The 21,356-nt window shown below is 72.1% G+C and carries 17 protein-coding genes and 1 pseudogene; 10 read left to right on the forward strand and 8 right to left on the reverse strand.

Annotated elements, in window-relative coordinates:
• Positions 1-10 precede the first annotated feature (10 nt).
• Complete coding sequence (locus ACSURM_RS21180; protein ID WP_436957077.1) at positions 11-2,596, forward strand: bifunctional FO biosynthesis protein CofGH; 2,586 nt, start codon at positions 11-13, stop codon at positions 2,594-2,596.
• 58 nt (positions 2,597-2,654) lie between these two features.
• Positions 2,655-3,221 carry a hypothetical protein gene (locus tag ACSURM_RS21185; protein ID WP_436957079.1) on the forward strand — a complete coding sequence of 189 codons (567 nt, stop codon included), beginning with the start codon at positions 2,655-2,657 and terminating at the stop codon, positions 3,219-3,221.
• Here the strand turns inward: ACSURM_RS21185 and ACSURM_RS21190 are convergent.
• Entirely contained in the window at positions 3,214-3,732 is a 519-nt protein-coding gene (locus ACSURM_RS21190; protein WP_436957080.1) for a DUF2165 domain-containing protein, read from the reverse strand. The genes ACSURM_RS21185 and ACSURM_RS21190 overlap by 8 nt on opposite strands.
• A gap of 203 nt (positions 3,733-3,935) precedes the next feature.
• Here ACSURM_RS21190 and ACSURM_RS21195 point away from each other — a divergent pair, with 203 nt between their 5' ends.
• Positions 3,936-5,051: an ADP-ribosylglycohydrolase family protein gene (locus tag ACSURM_RS21195; protein ID WP_436957082.1), complete on the forward strand. Its 1,116-nt coding sequence runs from the start codon at positions 3,936-3,938 to the stop codon at positions 5,049-5,051.
• A gap of 7 nt (positions 5,052-5,058) precedes the next feature.
• On the opposite strand, the gene ACSURM_RS21200 is transcribed toward ACSURM_RS21195, so the two are convergent.
• Positions 5,059-6,615, reverse strand: a complete 1,557-nt coding sequence (locus tag ACSURM_RS21200; RefSeq protein WP_436957084.1) for a sodium:solute symporter family protein — start codon at positions 6,613-6,615, stop codon at positions 5,059-5,061.
• Between the two features lie 128 nt (positions 6,616-6,743).
• Positions 6,744-7,532, reverse strand: coding sequence for an SDR family oxidoreductase (locus ACSURM_RS21205; RefSeq protein WP_436957086.1), 789 nt, complete (start codon positions 7,530-7,532; stop codon positions 6,744-6,746).
• 74 nt (positions 7,533-7,606) lie between these two features.
• Here ACSURM_RS21205 and ACSURM_RS21210 point away from each other — a divergent pair, with 74 nt between their 5' ends.
• Complete coding sequence (locus tag ACSURM_RS21210) at positions 7,607-8,449, forward strand: hypothetical protein (protein WP_436957088.1); 843 nt, start codon at positions 7,607-7,609, stop codon at positions 8,447-8,449.
• Positions 8,450-8,458: 9 nt separating this feature from the next.
• On the opposite strand, the gene ACSURM_RS21215 is transcribed toward ACSURM_RS21210, so the two are convergent.
• Together ACSURM_RS21215 and ACSURM_RS21220 are read right to left on the reverse strand one after the other, a co-directional pair.
• Complete coding sequence (locus ACSURM_RS21215; protein ID WP_436957089.1) at positions 8,459-10,294, reverse strand: MFS transporter; 1,836 nt, start codon at positions 10,292-10,294, stop codon at positions 8,459-8,461.
• A 203-nt stretch (positions 10,295-10,497) separates the two neighbouring features.
• Positions 10,498-13,041 (reverse strand): D-alanyl-D-alanine carboxypeptidase, encoded by a 2,544-nt coding sequence (locus tag ACSURM_RS21220; protein ID WP_436957090.1) that lies wholly within the window; start codon positions 13,039-13,041, stop codon positions 10,498-10,500.
• Positions 13,042-13,222: 181 nt separating this feature from the next.
• Here ACSURM_RS21220 and ACSURM_RS21225 point away from each other — a divergent pair, with 181 nt between their 5' ends.
• From ACSURM_RS21225 to ACSURM_RS21235, 3 genes are all read left to right on the forward strand, one after another.
• On the forward strand, positions 13,223-13,978 hold the full coding sequence (locus ACSURM_RS21225; protein ID WP_436957092.1) for a GOLPH3/VPS74 family protein: 756 nt from the start codon (positions 13,223-13,225) through the stop codon (positions 13,976-13,978).
• Positions 13,979-14,271: 293 nt separating this feature from the next.
• The gene (locus ACSURM_RS21230) at positions 14,272-15,129 is read left to right on the forward strand and encodes a helix-turn-helix domain-containing protein (RefSeq protein WP_436957094.1); all 858 of its coding nucleotides are present in this window, start codon (positions 14,272-14,274) and stop codon (positions 15,127-15,129) included.
• 188 nt (positions 15,130-15,317) lie between these two features.
• Complete coding sequence (locus tag ACSURM_RS21235; RefSeq protein ID WP_359047800.1) at positions 15,318-15,509, forward strand: DUF397 domain-containing protein; 192 nt, start codon at positions 15,318-15,320, stop codon at positions 15,507-15,509.
• A 132-nt stretch (positions 15,510-15,641) separates the two neighbouring features.
• On the opposite strand, the gene ACSURM_RS21240 is transcribed toward ACSURM_RS21235, so the two are convergent.
• A complete protein-coding gene (locus tag ACSURM_RS21240) occupies positions 15,642-16,148 on the reverse strand; it encodes a glutathione peroxidase (RefSeq protein ID WP_436957095.1) in 507 nt (168 codons plus the stop codon).
• An 11-nt stretch (positions 16,149-16,159) separates the two neighbouring features.
• Positions 16,160-17,291: pseudogene (locus tag ACSURM_RS21245) on the reverse strand (ArsR family transcriptional regulator).
• A gap of 133 nt (positions 17,292-17,424) precedes the next feature.
• Between ACSURM_RS21245 and ACSURM_RS21250 the strand changes: the two are divergent.
• A complete protein-coding gene (locus ACSURM_RS21250) occupies positions 17,425-18,618 on the forward strand; it encodes an MFS transporter (RefSeq protein ID WP_436957096.1) in 1,194 nt (397 codons plus the stop codon).
• On the opposite strand, the gene ACSURM_RS21255 is transcribed toward ACSURM_RS21250, so the two are convergent.
• Complete coding sequence (locus ACSURM_RS21255) at positions 18,612-18,815, reverse strand: hypothetical protein (protein ID WP_436957098.1); 204 nt, start codon at positions 18,813-18,815, stop codon at positions 18,612-18,614. The genes ACSURM_RS21250 and ACSURM_RS21255 overlap by 7 nt on opposite strands.
• A gap of 489 nt (positions 18,816-19,304) precedes the next feature.
• Between ACSURM_RS21255 and ACSURM_RS21260 the strand changes: the two genes are divergently transcribed.
• Both ACSURM_RS21260 and ACSURM_RS21265 read left to right on the forward strand, forming a co-directional pair.
• Positions 19,305-19,946, forward strand: coding sequence for an HAD family hydrolase (locus ACSURM_RS21260; protein WP_436957100.1), 642 nt, complete (start codon positions 19,305-19,307; stop codon positions 19,944-19,946).
• 62 nt (positions 19,947-20,008) lie between these two features.
• Positions 20,009-21,190, forward strand: a complete 1,182-nt coding sequence (locus ACSURM_RS21265) for a helix-turn-helix domain-containing protein (RefSeq protein WP_436957101.1) — start codon at positions 20,009-20,011, stop codon at positions 21,188-21,190.
• Positions 21,191-21,356: the final 166 nt, after the last annotated feature.

Below are 21,356 nucleotides of genomic sequence, written 5' to 3' on the forward strand. Positions count from 1 at the left end.
TGCTCAAGGGATGACGACTTCCGTGACCTCCGGAACCGGCCCCACCGAGAACTCCATGCGTCGCGCCCTCAAACGTGCCCGGGACGGCGTCGCCCTCGACGTCGCCGAGGCGGCGGTGCTGCTCCAGGCACGCGGCACGGACCTGACGGACCTCGCCGCCTCCGCCGCCCGGGTGCGGGACGCGGGCCTGGAGGCGGCGGGCCGGCCCGGCGTCATCACGTACTCCAAGAGCGTCTTCGTCCCCCTCACCCGGCTGTGCCGGGACAAGTGCCACTACTGCACCTTCGCCACCGTCCCCGGCAAGCTGCGCCGCGCCGGGCACGGGATGTTCCTGTCGCCCGACGAGGTGCTGGACATCGCCCGCAAGGGTGCCGCCCTCGGCTGCAAGGAAGCCCTGATCACCCTCGGCGACAAGCCGGAGGACCGCTGGCCCGAGGCGCGCGAGTGGCTGGACGCGCACGGCTACGACGACACCATCGCCTACGTCCGCGCCATCTCCATCCGCATCCTGGAGGAGACCGGCCTGCTGCCCCACCTGAACCCGGGCGTCATGACGTGGACGGACTTCCAGCGGCTGAAGCCGGTCGCGCCGAGCATGGGCATGATGCTGGAGACGACCGCGACCCGGCTGTGGTCCGAGCCCGGCGGCCCGCACCACGGCTCCCCGGACAAGGAACCGGCCGTCCGGCTGCGCGTCCTGGAGGACGCCGGGCGTTCATCCGTGCCGTTCACCTCCGGTCTGCTGATCGGCATCGGGGAGACGTACGAGGAGCGCGCCGAGTCGCTGTTCGCGCTGCGGAAGGTCGCCCGCGCCTACCACGGCATCCAGGAGCTGATCATCCAGAACTTCCGCGCCAAGCCGGACACGGCGATGCGCGGCATGCCGGACGCCGAACTGGACGACCTGGTCGCCACGGTGGCCGTCGCCCGGCACATCATGGGCCCGAGCGCCTGCCTCCAGGCCCCGCCGAACCTGGTCGACGCGGAGTACGAGCGGCTGATCGGCGCCGGCATCGACGACTGGGGCGGGGTCTCCCCGCTGACCATCGACCACGTCAACCCCGAGCGCCCCTGGCCGCAGATCGAGGAGCTCACCGAGCGGTCCCGGGCGGCCGGCTTCGAGCTGCGCGAACGCCTGTGCGTGTACCCGGAGTTCGTCCGCCGGGGCGAGCCCTGGCTGGACCCGCGGCTGCGCCCGCACGTGTCCGCCCTGGCCGACCCGGAGACGGGCCTGGCCCTGCCGGACGCGGTCGTGACGGGCCGGCCCTGGCAGGAGCCGGACGAGGTGTTCACCGCCACCGGCCGCACCGACCTGCACACGGCCATCGACAGCGAGGGCCGCACCGGCGACCGGCGCGCCGACTTCGACGAGGTCTACGGCGACTGGGAGGCGCTGCGCGAGGCGGCGGCCCCCGGCATGGCCCCGGAGCGGATCGACGCCGACGTGCGCGAGGCGCTGCGCACGGCCGCCGACGACCCGACCCGGCTGACCGACGCCGAGGCGCTGGCCCTGCTGCACGCGGACGGCCCGGCGCTGGACGCGCTGTGCCGGGTGGCCGACGACGTGCGCAGGTCGGTGGCCGGCGACGACGTCACCTACATCGTCACCCGCAACATCAACTTCACCAACGTCTGCTACACCGGCTGCCGGTTCTGCGCCTTCGCCCAGCGCCGCACGGACGCCGACGCCTACACGCTGTCGCTGGAGCAGGTCGCGGACCGCGCCCAGCAGGCGTGGGAGGTCGGCGCGGTCGAGGTGTGCATGCAGGGCGGCATCCACCCCGACCTGCCCGGGACGGCGTACTTCGACATCGCCAGGGCGGTGAAGGAGCGGGTGCCGGGCATGCACGTGCACGCCTTCTCGCCGATGGAGGTGGTGAACGGCGCGACCCGCACCGGCCTGTCGATCCGCGAGTGGCTGACGGCCGCGAAGGAGGCCGGGCTGGACTCCATCCCGGGGACGGCGGCGGAGATCCTGGACGACGAGGTCCGCTGGGTGCTCACCAAGGGCAAGCTGCCCACGGCCACCTGGATCGAGGTGATCAGGACCGCGCACGAGCTGGGCATCCGCTCCTCGTCCACGATGATGTACGGGCACGTGGACCAGCCCCGGCACTGGCTCGGCCACCTGCGCACGCTGGCCGGCATCCAGCGGGAGACGGGCGGCTTCACCGAGTTCGTGACCCTGCCGTTCATCCACACCAACGCCCCGGTGTACCTGGCGGGGATCGCCCGCCCGGGCCCGACCATGCGGGACAACCGGGCGGTGACGGCGATGGCCCGGCTCCTGCTCCACCCCTGGATCCCCAACATTCAGACGAGCTGGGTCAAGCTGGGCACCGAGGGGGCGGCGGAGATGCTCCGCTCCGGGGCGAACGACCTCGGCGGCACCCTGATGGAGGAGACGATCTCCCGCATGGCGGGCTCGTCCTACGGCTCGTACAAGTCGATCCGCGACCTGATCGCGGTGGCGGAGGCGGCCGGCCGCCCGGCCAGGCCGCGCACCACCCTCTACGGCGAGGTCCCCGAGGAGCGGCAGCGGGTCGCCGAGGCGTCCGACGGGCACCTGCCGGAACTGCTGCCGGTCCTGGACTGAGTACGATTGTCCGACCCCCGATGCTGGACGGGGCCCCGTAGCGGAGGAGATGCGTCCCGTGGCTGCCCGACTGCCCTCGTGGGCCTGGGTCACCGGTCTGACGGCGGGGGCGACCGCGGTCGTCGTCGCCCTCGCCGTGCAGGCGGACGCCGGGCCGCATCCCAGGGCCGCCGCCGCGGCCCGGCCCGGCCCGTCGGCGTCGGCGAGCCCGCACCCGTCCGGGCCGGCGCCCGCCGCGCGGACGCCGGAGCTGCCGGACGACTCCGGTGACGGCCGCCGGATCGTCTACTCGCTGGATGCCGACCGGGTGTGGCTGGTCGACGCGACCGGCAAGCCGATCCGCACGTTCCCGGTGTGGCCGGGCACGGTCGACCCGCTGCCCGGCCGCTACTCGATCACCCTGCGCACCCAGTCCCTGAAGGGCTCGGACGGCGTGGAGATCGAGCACGTCATGTACTTCACCAAGGCGGACGGCGTGAACATCGCCTTCTCCAACGCGCTGGACGGCGCCTCCCCGCCCCCCGCGAACGGTCAGAAGCTGGGCGGCATCCGCCTGCACAAGGAGGACGGGGCCGCCCTGTGGTCCTTCGGCGACCAGGGCACGCGGGTCGCGGTCGTCAACTAGCGTCCGTCCCCGTCCGCGGCTGCCGGGCGGGGAGCTGGTTGACGATCAGCGCGACCCCGCTGATCAGGAAGATCCGGGTCGCCGCGTCCAGCCCGTTCCACGCCTCCGACTGCCACATGGCGAACCACTCGCCGCCGATGGCGATGAACCCGCCGCCGAACAGCAGCATCAGCATCAGCAGCCCGTAGGTGGACCAGCGCCGCGCGGAATCGTCCCTGCCGCGCGCCCACAGCGAGGTCCCCCAGATCAGCAGCAGGGCCGCCACGCTCTCCCACACGATGATCAGTACGTAGGCGGTGTCCTCCAGGGCCGTGCTCGTCACGGCCCGCCACTTCAGGTTGCCGTCCTTGAACGTCGTGTCCATCGACAGCACGTGTCGGACGTAACTCTGGTTGGTGCCGAAATCGGTGATGTTCCCGAAGGCGACCAGGGTGATGTACAGGGCGAGTATGCCGGTGAGCACCCCGGCGGCGAGCCGGAGGCCGCTGGGGCGGGTGGGAGTGGTGGTCATGGCTGGATTCTCTCCCGGCCAACACCGGCCTCGCCCACGGGTATTGAGCCAGAGGCCCGGTGAACCCGGAGGATCGCCGGGACGAACGCGGCCGGTCCGCCGGACAACGACCCGTGCAGGCGGTTTTGTCCCGCTGAATCGACCGTTCCCGGTCGATTACAGTGCTGCGCGTCGTACAGGCGGGCGGTGCCAGGGGAGGTCTGGTGGGGGTGACGACCGGTGCCGTCTGGGGCCGTGCCGAACAGCAGGACTATCGCAGCAGGGTGCGCGGGACCCTGCTCGGGGTGGCGGTGGGCGACGCGCTCGGCGGGCCCGCCGACGCCCTGCCCCTGGCCGGGATCCGGGAGGCGTACGGCGATGAGGGGCTGCTCGACCTGGCCCCCGGGCACGGCCGGCGCGGCAGCGTCACCCACCACACCCAGCTGACCCTGTTCACCGTGGACGGGCTGATACGCGCCCAGGTACGGCGGGACACCGGCGCCTGGCACCCGCCGACCGACCTGCACCGGGCGTACCTGCGCTGGGCGGCCACCCAGCGGGACTGGGGCCCGGACGAGCGCCGCGCGGAGGACGGCTGGCTGGCCCGCGAGGAGTGGCTGTACGCCCGCCGCGACCCCACCCGCGCGCTGCTCATCGGGTTCGGCGACCGGACCATGGGCACGCTGGAGTCCCCGAAGAACCCGGACGAGCGGGGCCCCGAGGCGGTCGCCCGCTCGGCTCCCTTCGGGCTGCTCGTCGGCTGGGAGCCGCAGCTCGTCGTCCAGCTCGCCGTGGAGTGCGCGGCCCAGACCCACGGCCATCCCGTCGCCTACCTCTCGGCGGGCGCGTACGCCGTCATCGTGCACGCGCTGGCCCGGGGCGAGAGCCTGGACGGCGCCGTGCGGCGGGCGCTCGCCCTGCTCACCGCCCGCCCCGGCCACCAACCGGTGTGCGACGCCCTCCGGCACGCCCTCGGCGCGGTGCGGCAGGGTGTCCCGACCCCGGCCCGGGTGGAGGAGCTGGCCGGCGACGGCACGGCGGACGGGCTGCTGGCCGCGTCCGTGTACTGCGCGCTGGTGGGGGAGGACGTACGGCACGGGCTGTGCCTCGCGGTCAACCAGAGCGGCCCTTCGGCGGCGGCCGGCGCCCTCACCGGGGGCCTCCTCGGCGCCCTGCACGGCGAGACGGCCCTCCCCCCGGCCTGGCTGGCCGAGCTGGAGGGCCGCCCCACGCTCCTCGAACTCGCCGACGACTTCGCGATGGAGATGACCCAGGGCCCGGCCCTGCACGGACCCGCCGGGGCGTCCCCGGGGTGGCTCGCGCGGTACCCGAGGGCGTGAGGCCGCGCTACGGCGCCCCCACCACGTCGTCCCCCGCCTTGGCCGGCACAGGGACAGCCGCCCCGTCGCTGTCGGTGTTCACCTTCTCGATGATCGCCATCCGCTCCGGGGTGTCCTCCGGCTTCAGGTAGCCGATCAGGACGTACAGGACCAGGGAGACCGCGAGCGGCACCGAGACCTGGTACTGGAGCGGCACACCGCCGTCCACGTTCCAGCTGATGGGGTAGTTGACCAGCCAGAAGGCCAGCAGGCCCGCCGCCCAGCTGGTGAGCGCCGCCGTCGGCCCCGAGCGGCGGAACGCGCGCAGCAGCCCGAGCATCATCGGGATCGCGATCGGGCCCATCAGCCCCGCCACCCACGTGATGACGACCGTGATGATGTCCTTGAACGCGGGGGAGTTGACCTGGGTCGCGACCGCCATGGACAGGCCGAGGAAGACGACCGTGGTGACCCGGGCCGCGATCAGCCCCGACCGCGCGCCCCAGCCGCGCGCCCTGGCCGACAGCACCGGCGCGAGGTCCCGGGTGAAGACCGCCGCGATGGCGTTGGCGTCGGAGGAGCACATGGCCATGGTGTGGGAGAAGAACCCGACGATGACCAGGCCCAGCAGCCCGTGCGGCAGCAGCTGTTCGGTCATCAGCGCGTAGGAGTCGGAGCCGTCCGGCTTCTGCGCCTGGACGAGCAGCGGGGACATCCACATGGGGAAGAACAGCACGACCGGCCAGACCAGCCACAGGATCGCCGACAGCCGGGCCGAGCGCTCCGCCTCGCGGGCGCTGCCGGTGGCCATGTAGCGCTGGGCCTGGTTCAGCATGCCGCCGTTGTACTCGAACAGCTTGATGAACAGGAACGCCAGCAGGAACACCGTGCCGTACGGGCCGACCAGCGGTTTCTCGTGGCCGTGCAGCGCGGGCTCGTCCCAGGCCCCGAGGAAGCCGATGTTCTTCTCGTTCAGCTTCACCACGACCGCGACGAACATGGACAGCCCGGCCAGCAACTGGATGACGAACTGGCCGAGTTCGGTCAGCGCGTCCGCCCACAGACCGCCGATCGTGCAGTAGACGGCGGTGATCACGCCGGTGATGAGGATGCCCTGGTTCAGCGAGACCCCGGTGAACACCGACAACAGCGTGGCGATCGCCGCCCACTTGGCGCCCACGTCGACGATCTTCAGCAGCAGGCCGGACCAGGCGAGCGCCTGCTGGGTCGGCAGGTTGTAGCGGTTCTTCAGGTACTCCAGCGGGGAGGCCACGTGGAGCCGGGAGCGCAGCCGATTGATGCGCGGCGCGAACAGCTTCGACCCGATGGCTATGCCGAGCGCGATGGGAAAGGACCAGGTGATGAAGGAGGTGACGCCGTAGGTGTAGGCGATGCCCGCGTACCCGGTGAACATCACGGCGCTGTAGCCCGACATGTGGTGCGAGATGCCGGACAGCCACCAGGGCATCTTGCCGCCGGCTGTGAAGAAGTCGGAGACGTTGTCGACGCGCTTGTGCGACCAGACGCCGATCGCGACCATCACACCGAAGTAGCCGATGAGCACGGCCCAGTCGAGACTGTTCATGTGCCCGATCGTGGTTCCGCTCACATGAACGCGACAAGCAACGGGAAGGTCAAGTCACGGTAAAATCGTTCGTTGTAGTGACCCTTATTCACATCCCTGAACCATCCCTCGCCCCCTGCGCCGCCGGACTACCTCATCAGCTCCCCGGCGTTCACCAGCAGCGACTGCCCCGTGATCGCCCGTGCCCGGTCCGAGGCGAGGAACACTGCCGCCTCGGCCACGTCCCCGTCGGTGGCCGGCTCCGGCAGCGCCATGCGCCCGGTCAGCCGGGCCAGCACCTCCTCCTCCGGCACCCCCTCCGCCCGCGCGGTGAACCGCACGTACGCCCGCACCGGCGGCCCCCACATCCAGCCCGGCAGCACGGAGTTGACCCGGATCCGGTCCGGCCCCAGCTCCCGCGCCAGCGCGTACATCGCGCTGGTCAGCGCCCCCTTCGAGGCGGCGTACGCGGCCTGCCGCACCTCGGTCGGCGCGGCCAGCGCCGACTGCGTCCCGATGAACACCACCGACCCGCCCCCGCCCGCCCGCAGCGCCGGCAGGCACGCCCGGGTCATCCGCAACGTCCCCAGCAGATTCACGTCCAGCACCGCCCGCCAGGCCGCGAAGTCGGCGTCCGCCAGCCCGCCGAAGTGGGAATCCAGGGCCGCCACGTGCACCACCGCGTCGATCCCGCCGAACCGCTCCAGCGCCAGCGCCGCCAGCGCCTCGCACCGGCCCTCGTCGGTGATGTCGGTCTCCCGGTACGCCGTGCGCGTGCCCTCCGGGTCGATCGCGGCCGCCGTCCCGGCCAGCGCGGCCTTGGTGCGCGCCCCGAGCACCGCGTTCCCGCCCTCCCGCACGACGGCCGCGGCGACCCGCCGGCCGAGCCCGGGCCCGACCCCCGAAACCACGACGGTCTTGCCCGTGAGCAGGGACATCGGAGCCTCCCGCGGTATGGCGCTTTATCTGACGGAGCGTCAGAGTACGGTCCACCGCAGGAAAGGGGAACCGCGTGAACGACGACACCCACAGCGAGCGGTACGCCGAACTGGCCGCCGTAGGACCGTACGGCGTCCGCCCCGGACACGCCCTGATCACCCTGGTCGAGCCGCACCCCGGGCACGAGTACGCCTACAACCGCTGGTACGAGGACGACCACTACTACGCCGGCGCGATGGCCATGCCCTGGATGTACGCGGGCCGGCGCTGGGTGGCGACCCGGGAGCTCCAGCTCCTGCGCTACCCGGCGGACTCGGCCGTCGCCCGGCCGGTCACCACCGGCTGCTACCTGTCCACCTACTGGATCACCGAGGGCCGCTACGACGAGCACATGAAGTGGACCGTCGCCATCAACCGCCGCCTCGACCGGGACGGCCGCGTCCACCACGACCGCACCCACGTCTTCACGGCCTTCCAGGACCACGAGGCGACCGTGTACCGGGACGGCGCCGCCGGACCGCGCGACGTCCACGCCCTCGACCACCCCTACCGGGGCCTGGTGCTGGAGGTGATCGACGCGGAGACGGCCGGGCGGCGGGCCGGGCTGCTGGACTGGCTGCGCACCCGCCACCTGCCCCGGCGGCTCGCGGGCTCACCGGCCGCCATGGCGACGGTCTTCCGGCCGACCCCCCTGCCCGGCGACCGCATGACCTACGTCCGCCAGGTCGAGGGCGTGGACACCCGGCTGACCCTGCTGTGGTTCCTGGAACGGGACCCGCGTGAGTGCTGGGCGGAGCACTTCACCGGGCTGGACGAGCAGGTGGCCGGGTCCGGCCTGGGCCGGGTGGAACTGGTGGCACCGTTCCTGCCGACCGTCCCGGGCACGGACACCTACGTCACCGAGCTGCGCGACTGACCGCCGCCGTCACTTCAGCTCGTCCGGGCACGGCGTACCGCGCGGCAGCTGGTACGGCGCGGCCAGCCGGTACGTCCCGGCCTTCGGCGCCACCAGCACCGTCCACCGGTCCCCGTTCGCGTCCTCCTGTGTGTGCGAAAGACATCCGTTGACGTTCTGGTATGTCCTGGGCGCACCGGAGGACTCCTGCGGCGGCTTCAGGCTCTTGCCGTGCTCGTCCACGATGCTCAGCCACGGCGAGTACGGGATCCGCACCAGCACCCGGCCGGGCTTGCGCACCCGCAGGGTCATCTCGACCTGGTCGGCGCGGTCCACCACCGCGTTCGGCTCGGCGAGCGGCGCCGGGTCGGTCACCTTGAACAGCTGCCAGTTGGCGTCGCCCCAGACCTGCTTCAGATACGGCATCCCGCTGCGCAGCAGCTCCCGCTCCCGCTGGCCGCCGGACCCGTCCAGGTCGTCCTTGGGCAGCACCACGTAGTGCACGGCCCAGCGCTTCAGCCACTCGTGGTAGCTCGCCGAGTTCAGCGTGTCGTCGTAGAAGAGCGGGTTGCGCTCCATGTCGGCCTGCCGGTTCCAGCCGCGGGCCAGGTTGACGTACGGCGCGAGCGCGGATGCCTCCCGGTGCGAGCGGGCCGGGACCACCTCGACGCGGCCCTTCTCGGCGCCGCCCTTCTGGAGCTCGTTCACCAGCGGGGCCAGCTCCCGCGCCCAGGACGCGGCCGGGGTGGTGTGGATGATGTCGTCCACCGACTTGTAGCCGATCCAGCCGACGAAGCCGAGGAAGGCCAGCACGGTCAGGTACCACTTGCGTGACTTCGGCACGGTGTACGGCAGCGCCGCGATCAGGGCCGCGCCCGCGAACAGCATCGGCAGCCGCGAGATGTTCGACCCGATCTGCGAGCTGATCAGCCACACCAGCACCACGGCGACGCTGTAGACGGCCGCCGTCAGCCGGACGGTCACCCACCGCCTGGGCACCAGGAACAGGCACAGCAGGCCGTACAGCAGCGGCATGACCACCGAGCCGAACCCCATCGGCTGGGTGCCGGAGAACGGGAACAGCCAGGCCGACACCGCGACCACCGCCGACGGCGCGAGCCCCAGCGCCCAGGCGCCGGGCCGCCGCTTCTGGAGGAACAGGGCGACCGCGACCAGCCCCACGAACAGCCCCGCGACCGGCGAGGACATCGTGGCGAGCGCGGCCAGCGGGGCGGTGACCAGGGCCTTCGCCCAGCGCTTGGTCCGCCACCGGTGCGGCCAGCAGAACACCGCCGCGACCGCGCCGAGCGCGAACATCATGCCGAGCCCGAAGGTCACCCGCCCGGAGATCGCGTTGCACAGCAACGCGAAGACCCCGGCCAGCGAGGCCCACAGCGGGTTCCTCACCACCCGGCTGCGGAGCAGCACCAGCGTCAGCAGGCCCGCCGACACGGTGCCGGCGACCATCATCGTCGTACGGACGCCGAGGACCGACATCAGATACGGCGACACCACGCTGTACGACACCGGGTGCATGCCCCCGTACCAGGCGAGGTTGTACGCCGAGTCCGGGTGCCGGCCGACGAACTCCGCCCACGCGTCCTGGGCGGCGAGATCACCACCGCTGTTCGCGAAGGTGAAGAACCAGATGATGTGCAGCACACCCGCGAGGGCCGTGACCGACAGCACGGGATGCCGCGACAGCCGCCGGCGCAGCGCCCCGAACCGGGTGCGCGGTTCCGCGGCTCCTCCGGGGGACACCCCGGGAGCGCCGCTGTCCGCGCCGCTCCCGGACAGGCGTATTCGCGCACCGGCTCCCGGGCCCGGTTCGGCGTCGTCGGCGCGTGTCGGCTCCGCTGTGGCCACTGAAGGCACTCCCCGTGTCCCGTCTTCTGTTCTCGGCCGCTTCCACGGTGTACCCGGCCGCATTCCGATTTCTTCCAGTTCGCGGCCCTGTCTCGCGTGACCGGCGACCTGCCCCGATTCGTGACGCTAGCACGCACCCCGTCGCAAAGGCTCCCGGGTTCGGGCTCCGGCGACGGGGTGCGGTGGCGGGGGCGGGCCGGTGATCAGCCCAGACGGGTCAGCTTGGCGCCGAACCCGGGCTCGGCCAGATCTTTCTGGAGGGCGACCGGGACCTTGACCGCGGCGGCCGTGCCGTCGCCCACGGTGAGCGTGCCGACCCGGGTGCCGGCCTTCGCGGTGTGCGGCACCGACCCGGAGGCGAAGGTCAGCCCGACCTTCAGGCCCGCCCAGCCGACGGCCGTGACGTCCTCGGTGACCACGACCGGGGTGTGACCGCCGAGCCGGTCGTCCACATAGCCGACCACATCGCCCTTCTTCAGGACCTTGGTGGAGGTCAGCGCCTCCTCGGCGGCGAGCAGCGCGGTCTTGCTGACCGCGTTGGCGGTGCCGAGGATCGGTGTCTTGTTCTGGCCGAGGATGGCGCCGACGATCGTGACCGTCTGCCCGCCGACCTTCTTGCGGGACGCGAAGAGCAGGTTGCCGCCGGCCTTGGTGGTGCTGCCGGTCTTGATGCCGATCGCGCCGATGCGGTAGGGCAGCTCGTTGTAGTTGGGCCAGTTGCGGCCGGAGGGGTCCGTCCAGCTCGCCGCGCTGGTGATGGCGACCAGGGCCGGGTTCTTGACGACCGCGCGGCCGAGCTTCACCTGGTCCTCGGCCGTGGAGACGGTGGTCTCCTTCAGGCCCGAGGGGTCGGTGTACGTCGTGCCGGTCATCCCCAGCTCCTTGGCGGTGGCGTTCATCTTCTTGACGAACGCCGCCTCCGAGCCCGCGTCCCAGCGCGCGAGCAGCCGCGCGATGTTGTTGGCGGAGGGGATCATGACGGCGGACAGGGCCTGCTTCTCGGTGAGGTGGTCGCCGGCCTTGACGGTGTTCAGCGTGGACTCGCCGTCCTTGTCGTAGCCGCCCTCCTTCTCCGCCTTCGGGTCCACCTTGATCTTCGGACCCTCCTGCCCGGGCTTCAGCGGGTGGTCGCGGAGGATGATGTAGGCGGTCATGGTCTTGGCGACCGAGCCGATGGCCACCGGCTTCTGGTCGCCGAAGTGACCCATCGTGCCGATGCCGTCGCCGTCCACCCAGCCCTGGCCCTCGTCCGGCCAGGGCAGCCGCGTCGCGCCGCCGTCGAACGTGAAGGTGTCCTCGGCGGTGAGCGCGAGCGCGGGCGCCGGCAGCGGACGGAACGTCTGTACGACCGCGAAGATGATCGCCAGGAGCAGGACCAGCGGGGTCCAGATCTTGATCCGGCGCACGAGCGTGCGGACCGGGGTCTCCGGGGGCGGCGGCGTGTTGGTCAGCTCCGCCAGCAGGTCCAGCGGGGGCTTGGGCGGCAGCGGCTGCTGGGTGGTGCGCTCAGGGCCGATCCGGGGCACGGCGGTGGTGGCCTCGGCCGCGGGGACCTTGCCGTCCTTGGGCGTGCCGTCCTTGGGCGTGCCGCCCTTCGGCGCGGGAGCCTTGCCGGCCGAGCGCATGTCGTCCTTCAGCGCGACGAACTTGCTGGTGCGCTCGGACTCGGACTCGGCGGGCTCAGGACCGGTGGTCTTGGGGCCGGTGGTCTCGGCCTTGCCGGTGTCGCCGACCTTGAGCATGGTGGTGGGCTGGTCGACGGCGGGCTTCTTGGGCTGGACGGCCTTGAAGACGGTGGTCGGCTGATCGACGCCCGCGGCGGGGGCGGCGGGCTTGCCGGAGGCGGCGGGGGTGGCGTCTTCCTCCGCGTCGATGTCGGCGCCGGTGTCGTTCTTTGCGTCTGCGTCTGCGTCTGCGTCTATGCCGGCTTTGTTGTCCGGGGCCGCGTCGGTGCCGGACTTGGCGTCGGACTTGGCGTCGGACTCTTCCTTCGCGTCCGCCGTGCCCTTCGCGTCGGCGTCGGCGGCGGCTTCTGCCTCCGGCTCGTCCTTCGCGTCGGCACCGGAGTCCCCGTCGGCGGCGTCCTCGGCGTCATCCCCGTCGGCGACTTCGTCCTTGCCGTCGGTGCCGGACTCGGCGTCGACGTGGTCGTCCGCGTCGGACTTCGTCGCGGCGCCCGTCTTGTCGCCGGTGCCGGACGCGCCCTCAGGACGGGCGTCGGCGCGCGAGCCGGACGACCCGTCACCCTCGCCCTCGTCCTCCCCGTTGGGCGAGGCGTCGGCGTCCGTGTCGGTGTCGGCGTCCACGTCGGTCGCGGGGCGGGACGAACCCTCGGCCTCCCCGTCACCCGAACCCCCGCTCACCGCCTCCGCCTTGGACGAACCCTCGTCCTCGGCCCCCGCGGCACCGCTTCCCTTTGCGGTCGCGTCGGTCCCCGGCTCACGGATCCACGCCGAGACGGCCGCGCGCAACTCCTTGTCGCCGTCGGCCGGGACGGAGTCCTCCGCGCCCGACGGCTCTTCGGGCCGGGCCGGCGTTCCGGCCTCGTCCGGGGTCTCGGAACGTACCGTCAGGACCTGCGTCGCCGTGTCCCTGCCGCCGGCCGGGGAACCCTTCTCGCGGGCCACCGTCAGCCGCGGATCGCGCGCCTCGGGAACCGAACCCGCGCTCTGTGACGTCGGTTCCGCCGACGACTCCGGCTGCTTCGACCTGTCGGGGGACTCGCCCGCCACCGATGCCTCCTCCATGCGCCGCACGCTTGCGCGCGCGCCCTGTCCGAACCATGTACCAGTGTCCTGTGTGAGGGCATGGCCCCTGCGGTAGACGAGAACGACATACCTACCGGTTCCCTTACGAACCGGTCACGCACCCTCGACAGACCAATGTGAGAGGGGTCACCCTGTCATTCATCCACGCGGGGAGGCATGGATGGGCAGGAGCCGCAGAACACTTCCGGAGGAGCTTCTGCTGCTGGCACTGGACCCGGCCACGGGTACCACTGCGCAGCCGCAGTCGCTCGACCTCGGTCTGGCCGGTGCACAGCTAGTGGAGCTGGCGCTGGCCGGACGGATAGCCCCAGACGGGGATCGTATCGCCGTGGTGGTGCCACGGCCGACAGGAGATCCGACTCTGGACAGCGCGTTGGAGTTGCTGCGCAGGCGCGGCGCTCCGGTGCGTGCCGTCCACTGGATCGGCGGGCCCCGGCTGGGGCTCAGGCAGACCTATCTCTCGCATCTGGAACGGTGCGGCATGGTCGCCGCCGTACCCGGCCAGATGTGCGGGGTGCTGCCGACCACGCGGTACCAGGCGACCGACACCGCCATCAGCCGGGAGATCCGAGCCCGGCTGGATTCCGCGATCCGCACCGGCGTACCGCCGGACCCGCGGACCGCGGCGCTCGCCGCCCTGGCGCACGCCGTCGGGCTCGGCAAGCACCTGTATCCGGGGAACGAGGGGCGCTCGTCCCGCTCCCGGCTGCGGGATCTGATCCGGCACGACCCCATGGGCGGGCTCGTCGCGCACGCCGTCATGGACGTACAGAACGGCGCGGCGGCCCAGCCGCGCCGGGGCACGGCCCCGGCCGGCCGGCAGGCCGCGCCCGGAACCAGGGCCGCGACGGAACCCGCACGCGGGGTTCCGATGCAGCCGCACCGCGGGTCCATGGCCCGTGCCGTGGCCCACTGAGCCGCACGCACGACCGTGCACCGGGCCATGGGCCCGGTGCGCACGGAGCCGGTAACGCACAGACCCGGTACCGCACAGACCCGGTTCGGGAGCCGCTGGTCGGAGCGGGACGGTGAGACCGCTGTCGTGGTCCCGCCGTCCCGCTCGACTGCGTCCACCCGTTCGAAGGGCGTCGTCGGGGGCGTTGCATATCCGCCGTTTCCCAGCGCTGGCCAGCACCTTGGTGGCAGTCTGCTGAACAGCAGATACGGAAAGTGTTGAGTCACAGGCAGGCAGCCGGAGGTGCACGTCCCGTGGCGTCCAATGTCAATCCCACCGTAAGGCGACGCCGACTGGGCCAGGAGCTGCGCAGACTCCGCGAGCTCAAGGGCATGACGGCCGAGGAGGTGGCGGAGCGACTGCTGGTGTCGCAGTCGAAGATCAGCAGACTGGAGAACGGCCGGAGGAGCATCAGCCAGCGCGATGTGCGCGACCTGTGCGGGGTGTACGACGTCGAGGACAAGCGGATCGTCGACTCGCTGATGGAGATGGCCCGGGACTCGCGGCAGCAGGGCTGGTGGCACACCTTCGGGGACATCCCGTACAGCGTGTACATCGGCCTGGAGACCGACGCGGAGTCGCTGCGGGTCTACGAACCGCAGATCGTCACCGGCCTGTTGCAGACCCGTCCCTACGCCGAGGCGCTGGTGCGCGGCGCGTTGCCGGAGACCTCGGCGGACGAGATCGACAAACGCGTCGAGGTGCGGATGCGGCGGCAGGAGCGCATCACCACCGAACGCAACCCGCTGCGGCTGTGGGTGGTGCTGGACGAGGCCGCGCTGCACCGAGTGGTGGGCAGCAGGCTGGTGATGCGCGAGCAGCTGGAGCACCTCATCGAGCTGTCCGAGCTGCCGCACGTCACCGTGCAGGTGCTGCCGTTCGAGGTGGGCGCGCACCCGGGCATCAACGGCCAGTACGCGATCCTGGAGTTCGCCGACGCGGCCGACTCCAGCGTGGTGTACCTGGAGGGCGTCACCAGCGACCTGTACCTGGAGAAGGCGCAGGACGTGCAGAAGTACGCCGTGATGTACGAGCACCTGCGGGCGCAGTCGCACAACGTGGAGGTGTCCCGGCAGTTCATCGCGGAGGCGGCGAAAAGGTACGCCGACTGAGGCGAGAGGCGCACGGGCGCGGGATCGTACACCGCCGGTCCGCTCCAGTGGAAGGCTCGCCCGAGATATGCCATCCGGTCGAGTGAACGGCTCCTCCACCGGCCGAAGTTGCCCGCTAGCGTCGATCATGCCGATCGGACGACACGGTTGGCGCGTACCGGACCACCGCAACCGCAACAGGAGTGGACATGGCACTGATTCAGGGCGCTTCGGAGACGTGGATGAAGTCGTCGTACTCCGGCGGCAACGGCGCCTGCGTCGAGATCAAGGCGCCGACCGCCGCCGAGCTCGCCGTCCGTGACTCCAAGGACATCGAGGGCCCGGTGCTGGCCTTCCCCGCCGACGCCTGGAACGCCTTCGTCGCCTCCGTCAAGGCGTAAGGACCTCCGTCAGGGCGGTACGGGACCTTCCCGGCCCCGCCCGGCACGACAACCGCACACGCACCATCGAAGAGCCCTCTCGACCAGTCGCCGTCCTTGCCGAGAGGGCTCTCCGCTTTCCCTGCCTCTTTCTCAGCCCAGCTGGGACTCGATCGCGGCGACGACCTCGGCCGAGTCCGGCTCGGTCCGCGGCGAGAACCGGGCGCCGACCCGGCCGTCCCGGCCGATCAGGAACTTCTCGAAGTTCCAGCGGATGTCCCCGCTGTGCCCCTCGGCGTCGGCGAACCCGACGAGCCGCTCGTACAGCGGGTGCCGGCCCGGACCGTTCACCTCCACCTTCTCGGTCAGCGGGAAGGTGACGCCGTAGGTCGCCGAGCAGAACTGCGCGATCTCCTCGGCGCTGCCCGGCTCCTGCCCGAGGAACTGGTTGCAGGGCACGCCCAGCACGGTGAAGCCGCGTGCCGCGTACCGCTTCTGGAGCTCCTCCAGCGCCGAGTACTGCGGGGTCAGGCCGCACTTGGAGGCCACGTTCACGACGAGGACGGCGTTGCCCGCGAACCGCGACAGGTCCGCGGAACCGCCCTGGAGGGCACCGATCTCGACGTCCAGCGGGGAGCCGCTGTGCTCAGTAGTCGTCATGCCATCGGATGCTAGTCCCCCCGGCCTTCCCCGCCCCTGCCGCTCCCGGCCTCACACGTCCGGCCCGCTCGCCTGGGCCTGTTCGCCTCGGCTCCGCCCGGCTGGGCCCTGCTCGCCTGAGGCCCGCTCGCCTCGGCTCCGCCCGGCTGGGGCCTGCTCGCATCGGCTTGGCCCGGCTGGGGTCCGCTCGCCTCGACCAGTACGTCCCCCGCCGTCGTCCGCACGTACAGGACCGTCCGTCCGGCCCGCCGCCGCTCCACCAGGCCCGCCTCGCGCAGCACCTTCAGATGCCGTCCGACGGAGCCGAGGCCCTGCCCGGTCACGGCGGTCAGCTGGGTCGTGCTCAGGGGCGAGCGGAGCAGGACCAGCACCCCGGCCCGGGCCGGCCCCAGCAGGGCGCTCAGCCCCGCCGGCACCGTACGCCCGCCGTCCCCGGCCAGCACGCCGGAGCAGGGATAGACCACGGCGTACCGCTCCCGCTCCGCCCAGGACACCCAGCCCTGCCGCTGCGGGGTCACCGGCACGAAGAGCAGTTCGGCGCCGGAGATGTCACGCGGCGGATACTCGTGCAGGTTGACCTGGAACCGGTTGTCCCCGAGCCAGCGCGTCCCGCCCCGTAGCTCGCCCAGCGCGCTCGCCCAGCCGGCCCCGGCCGACCCGCGCGGTCCGGGCCAGCACATCCGCCTCCAGCACCCGCCGGCGCCGCTCCCAGGAGGGCCGTACGGTCTCCTCCCACACCCACTCCAGCAGCGTGGCTGCCCGCTCCGCCAGATCGTCCCGGTCGAGCACGGCGGGCAGCGGCCCGGCGAGCGAGACCCGCAGATGGGCGCGGGCGGCACCGGGACCGACCGCGCGCACCCGGCCGACCTCCGCGGCGAAGTCCTCCCCGGGGCGCGGGGCGGGCGTCAGGAAGTCGGCGATCCACTCCCGGCCCAGCCCCGCCCGCACCAGCCGCGCGGTCACGGGGTCGGCCCCGAGCCGGGCCCGGTAGGCGGGCAGATGGGCGCCCAGCCAGGCCTGCTCCCCGGGATGCGCGCCCTGCCCGGAGTGCAGCAGCTTCAGGCACCCGAAGGTCTCGGCGAGCGGAGAGACGACGAACCGGCTCCGGGCGAGCGTGTCGGCGTCGAGCTGCCACCACCCCATCCGAGCCGCACCTCCCCGGGACCCCACGGCGTACGACGTCCCGCGCGCCGTTTCCCGTAACGCATGTGCCCGGGCTTTCGCGCGCGGGCGAAACGATAACCGGCGCTAGGCGGCCCGGCCGAGACTCCGGACCATGACCGGCTACCGATCCCTGTTCCGTACCCCGGAGTTCACCCCGCTCTTCCTCGGCACGGCCGCGCAGACCGCCGCCCAGACCGTCGGCGGCCTCGCGCTGGCCACGCTGGTGTACCGGGCGACGGGCTCCCCGCTGCTGTCGGCGGTGAGCATGTTCGGGCAGTCGCTCGCCCAGGCGCTGGGCGCCACCGTGCTGCTCTCCGGCGCGGACCGGCTGCCCCCGCGCACGGCGCTGTCGGCGATCGCGCTGGCCTTCGCGGCCGGTACGGCGGTCCAGGCGCTGCCCGGCCTCCCCGCCGGCGCGCTGCTCGCCCTCCTCGTGCCGCTGGGCCTGGCCGCGTCGCTCGGCGGCGGGGTCCGCTGGGGCCTGCTGACCGAGATCCTCACCAAGGACGGCTATCTGCCCGGGCGCTCGCTGTTCAACATGGTGAGCGGCCTGGCGCAGATCGCGGGCTTCGCCACGGGCGGCGCCCTGCTCGCCGTACTCTCCCCGCACGCCTGCCTGCTGCTGGCGGCGGCCCTGTACCTGACGGCCGCGCTGGCCCTGCGGCTCGGCCTGACCGCCCGTCCGCCCCGCGCGGCCGGCCGCCTCTCGGCGACGGCGACCTGGCGCGTCAACGCCGCGCTGTGGTCGTCCCGGCCGCGCCGCCTGACGTACCTGGGCCTGTGGCTGCCCAACGGCATGGTCGTGGGCTGCGAGTCGCTGTACGTGTCGTACGCCCCGCACGCGGCAGGCACCCTGTTCGCGTGCGGCGCGCTCGGCATGTTCGCCGGGGACCTGACGGTCGGGAGGCTGCTCCCCGCCACGGTCCGCGCCCGCCTGGCCACCCCGCTGCTGCTCCTGCTGGCGACGCCGTACCTGGTCTTCGTCGCACACCCGCCGGTGCCGGTGGCGGCGGCCTGCGTGACCGTGGCATCGGCCGGCTTCGGGGCGAGCCTGATACAGCAGGAGCGCCTGATGCGCCTGACCCCCGACACCATGTCCGGCCAGGCCCTCGGCCTGCACTCGGCAGGCATGCTGACCCTCCAGGGCCTCAGCGCGACAGCGGCGGGCGTCTTGGCCCAACTCACGACCCCCGCACTGGCGATGACGACGATGGCGACGGGCTCTCTCGGCGTCACCCTGGTGTTGGCCTTGGCGTCCCGCCGCCCGGGGGTTCGCCGGGAGGAAAGCCCGCTGTCTGTTCAGTGATGGATGGTCGTCTTGGCGAGAACGATGATCAGGCCGAGCGCCAGGTTCACCAGCCCGGAGACCACTACCAGCCGGCGAGAGGCTCCGGCGCGCACGGCGGCAACGGTCGACCACATGACCTGCTCGAACAGGGCGACCCCCAGTGCGAACCAAGCTGTTCCGGCGAGTCCGAGCCCCAGCAGCGGACTGATCGCCACCGCGACGGCCGGGGGGGAAGGCGGCCTGGACCACCGGCCACTCGTGCCCGGCCACATGCCGTACCTCGCTCCAGCTCAGGCGTTGTCCGTGTTCCCGCTCCCCGGCCAGACGGGCGTAGACATGGGCGGCCCAGAACACGACGCCGGTGACAAGGAGGAACAGCACGAGCCCGAGGCGGGAGAAAGGACCGACCGCTGCGGTCCCGGCTATGACGGACGCGGCCAGCAGCGCACCGTAGATCGCACCCGCGTAGTCGGTCCGCGACTGATCCGGACGGTGCTCTGCGGTGCCGCCGCCCGCGGTGGGGACGCTGGGCACACCTCCATGATTGCCGGGACCACGGCACAGCGCACGACGAAGACCACGGGCCGAGTCCCCGGCCCGCCGCGCGCGCGGGGCTTCCCCCGGCTGTCCGTGGACAAGGAGGTGCACCTCTCGCCTCCGGACAGGAAGGGGGGCCTTTTCGTCGCGCTCGGTACCCTGCCCGCATGATTCGCGCTGTGATCTTCGATGTCGGCGAGACCCTCGTCCGTGACGATCGCTACTGGGCATCGTGGGCCGACTGGCTGGACATCCCCCGACACACGCTGTCCGCGCTCGTCGGGGCCGTCGTCGCGCAGGGTCGTGACAACGCCGATGCCCTCCGCCTCGTCCGCCCCGGTATCGACGTCGCAGCCGAGTACCGGGCTCGGGAGGCCGCCGGTCGCGGCGAGCACCTGGACGACAGCGACCTGTACGACGACGTCCGGCCCGCCTTGGCCGAACTGCGCCGGATCGGTGTCCGGGTCGTCATCGCCGGGAACCAGACCGCTCGCGCGGGGGAACTGCTGCGTGCCCTCGACCTGCCGGCCGACGTGATTGCGACGTCCGGAGAGTGGGGCGTGGCCAAGCCGCGGCCCGAGTTCTTCCGGCGAGCCGTCGAGGCCGGGCAGGCACCACCCGGCGAGACGCTGTACGTCGGCGACCACCCGGCCAACGACACGATCCCCGCAGCGGCGGCCGGACTGCGCACTGCTCACCTGAGGCGGGGCCCATGGGGACATCTATGGGCAGCCGACCCGGACCTCGTGGCGACTGCGGACTGGAGAATCGACCGCCTCACGGAACTTCCGGCGCTCATCGCCCAGTAGTCACCCATCACTCGGTCACGGCGCCACTACTGTTCGAGGTGGTCGTACCGAACGGAGCTCGTATGCCCACCTCCACAGCCATCGAGGTCGGCCGCCGCATCGCCACCATCCGCCGTACCCGCCGGATGACCCAAGCCGACCTTGCGCGCGCCGCTTTCGTCTCCCTGGCCACCATCAAGGCCATCGAGCGCGGCGCCCGCTCACCCAGTGATGACACCCTCGATTCGATCGCCGCAGCACTCGCCGTCGACCCGAGCCACATCATCACCGGCAGCACGCGCACCGAAAGCCGCGTGCACGCCTCTGCCCCAGCCATCTCCGCCGCGATCGCCGCCTACGACATCCCCGCCGACGTTCCGCCCGTCCCGCTGCACCAACTCGCGACCACTGTGGCGCAGCTGACCGAGTGGAGACTGGCCGCGCAGTACGCCCGCATCGCCGAGCACGCCCCACAATTCCTCACCCGCTCTCTGACCGCGCTGCACCACTGCACCGGCGCCGACCGGCTGCGCGCCGCACAGCTCCTCGCCGCCACGGCCCGGTCGGCAGACGCGGTCGCGTACAAGTTCGGCCACCGGGACCTGTCAGCCAGACTCATCGATCTGATGCGATGGGCGGCCGACCGGACAGAGGACCGCATCGCTCAGGCCACCGCCGCTTACGTCCGCACGGAGACGTTCTTCGCCGCACGCGCCCACGCCCAAGGCCTCGCCGCTTTGGAGCGTGCCATCGACGCAAGCCCCAGCCCGATCGGCCGGGACACGACCGCAGCCCGCGGCGCCCTGCACATGCGGGCGGCCGTCATCGCCGGCCGCGCCGACGACTGTGACGCCGCAGAGCACCACCTGGCGGAAGCCCGCCGACTCGGCGACACCATTCCCGAGGCCGACTACGACGGCACCCAGTTCGGCCCCGACTCCGTGCGCGCCCACGAGGTGTCCGTCGCGGTCAGCCTCGGCCGTGATCACATCCAGACCGCCCTGGACATCGCCGAGAAGTGGACCCCGCCGGACTCCATGCCGGCCGAACGCCGATCCGGGTTCTGGATCGAGCTGGCGCGAGCGCAGGTGTGGGCGGGCCGCCCGGACGACGCGTTCGAGTCGCTGAAGGTCGCCCGATTCATCGCACCGCAGCACACTCGCGAGCACCCGTGGGCACGGGATGCCGCAGCCACAATCCGCAGGCTGAAGCGGGCGGACGCCGAGTCGCTGACCGCGTTCACCGAGTGGATCGGCGCAGTCTGAGGGGATACACGCTGTAGCCCTTGTGGCCCTTGTCGCGGCCCATCCTCTGTCTGTCCGAGACAGACGGCAGATGGAGGCCAGGATGCGACGTCGCAGCGAGCTGCTGTGCAAAGTTGCTGGACCCGTAAGTATCGCCCGACTCCATGGCCGAGCCTGCTGGTACTGC

Source organism: Streptomyces sp. SudanB182_2057 (assembly GCF_964272715.1).
GTDB lineage: Bacteria > Actinomycetota > Actinomycetes > Streptomycetales > Streptomycetaceae > Streptomyces > Streptomyces rubradiris.

Excerpts from the sequence above, each read along its gene's own strand:
- ACSURM_RS21260 (WP_436957100.1), top strand. The coding sequence starts at position 19,305 with ATGATTCGCGCTGTGATCTTCGATGTCGGCGAGACCCTCGTCCGTGAC.
- ACSURM_RS21190 (WP_436957080.1), bottom strand. The coding sequence starts at position 3,732 with ATGACCACCACTCCCACCCGCCCCAGCGGCCTCCGGCTCGCCGCCGGG.
- ACSURM_RS21240 (WP_436957095.1), bottom strand. The coding sequence starts at position 16,148 with ATGACGACTACTGAGCACAGCGGCTCCCCGCTGGACGTCGAGATCGGT.
- ACSURM_RS21180 (WP_436957077.1), top strand. The coding sequence starts at position 11 with ATGACGACTTCCGTGACCTCCGGAACCGGCCCCACCGAGAACTCCATG.
- ACSURM_RS21205 (WP_436957086.1), bottom strand. The coding sequence starts at position 7,532 with ATGTCCCTGCTCACGGGCAAGACCGTCGTGGTTTCGGGGGTCGGGCCC.
- ACSURM_RS21235 (WP_359047800.1), top strand. The coding sequence starts at position 15,318 with ATGGCACTGATTCAGGGCGCTTCGGAGACGTGGATGAAGTCGTCGTAC.
- ACSURM_RS21225 (WP_436957092.1), top strand. The coding sequence starts at position 13,223 with ATGGGCAGGAGCCGCAGAACACTTCCGGAGGAGCTTCTGCTGCTGGCA.
- ACSURM_RS21220 (WP_436957090.1), bottom strand. The coding sequence starts at position 13,041 with ATGGAGGAGGCATCGGTGGCGGGCGAGTCCCCCGACAGGTCGAAGCAG.
- ACSURM_RS21265 (WP_436957101.1), top strand. The coding sequence starts at position 20,009 with ATGCCCACCTCCACAGCCATCGAGGTCGGCCGCCGCATCGCCACCATC.
- ACSURM_RS21200 (WP_436957084.1), bottom strand. The coding sequence starts at position 6,615 with ATGAACAGTCTCGACTGGGCCGTGCTCATCGGCTACTTCGGTGTGATG.
- ACSURM_RS21250 (WP_436957096.1), top strand. The coding sequence starts at position 17,425 with ATGACCGGCTACCGATCCCTGTTCCGTACCCCGGAGTTCACCCCGCTC.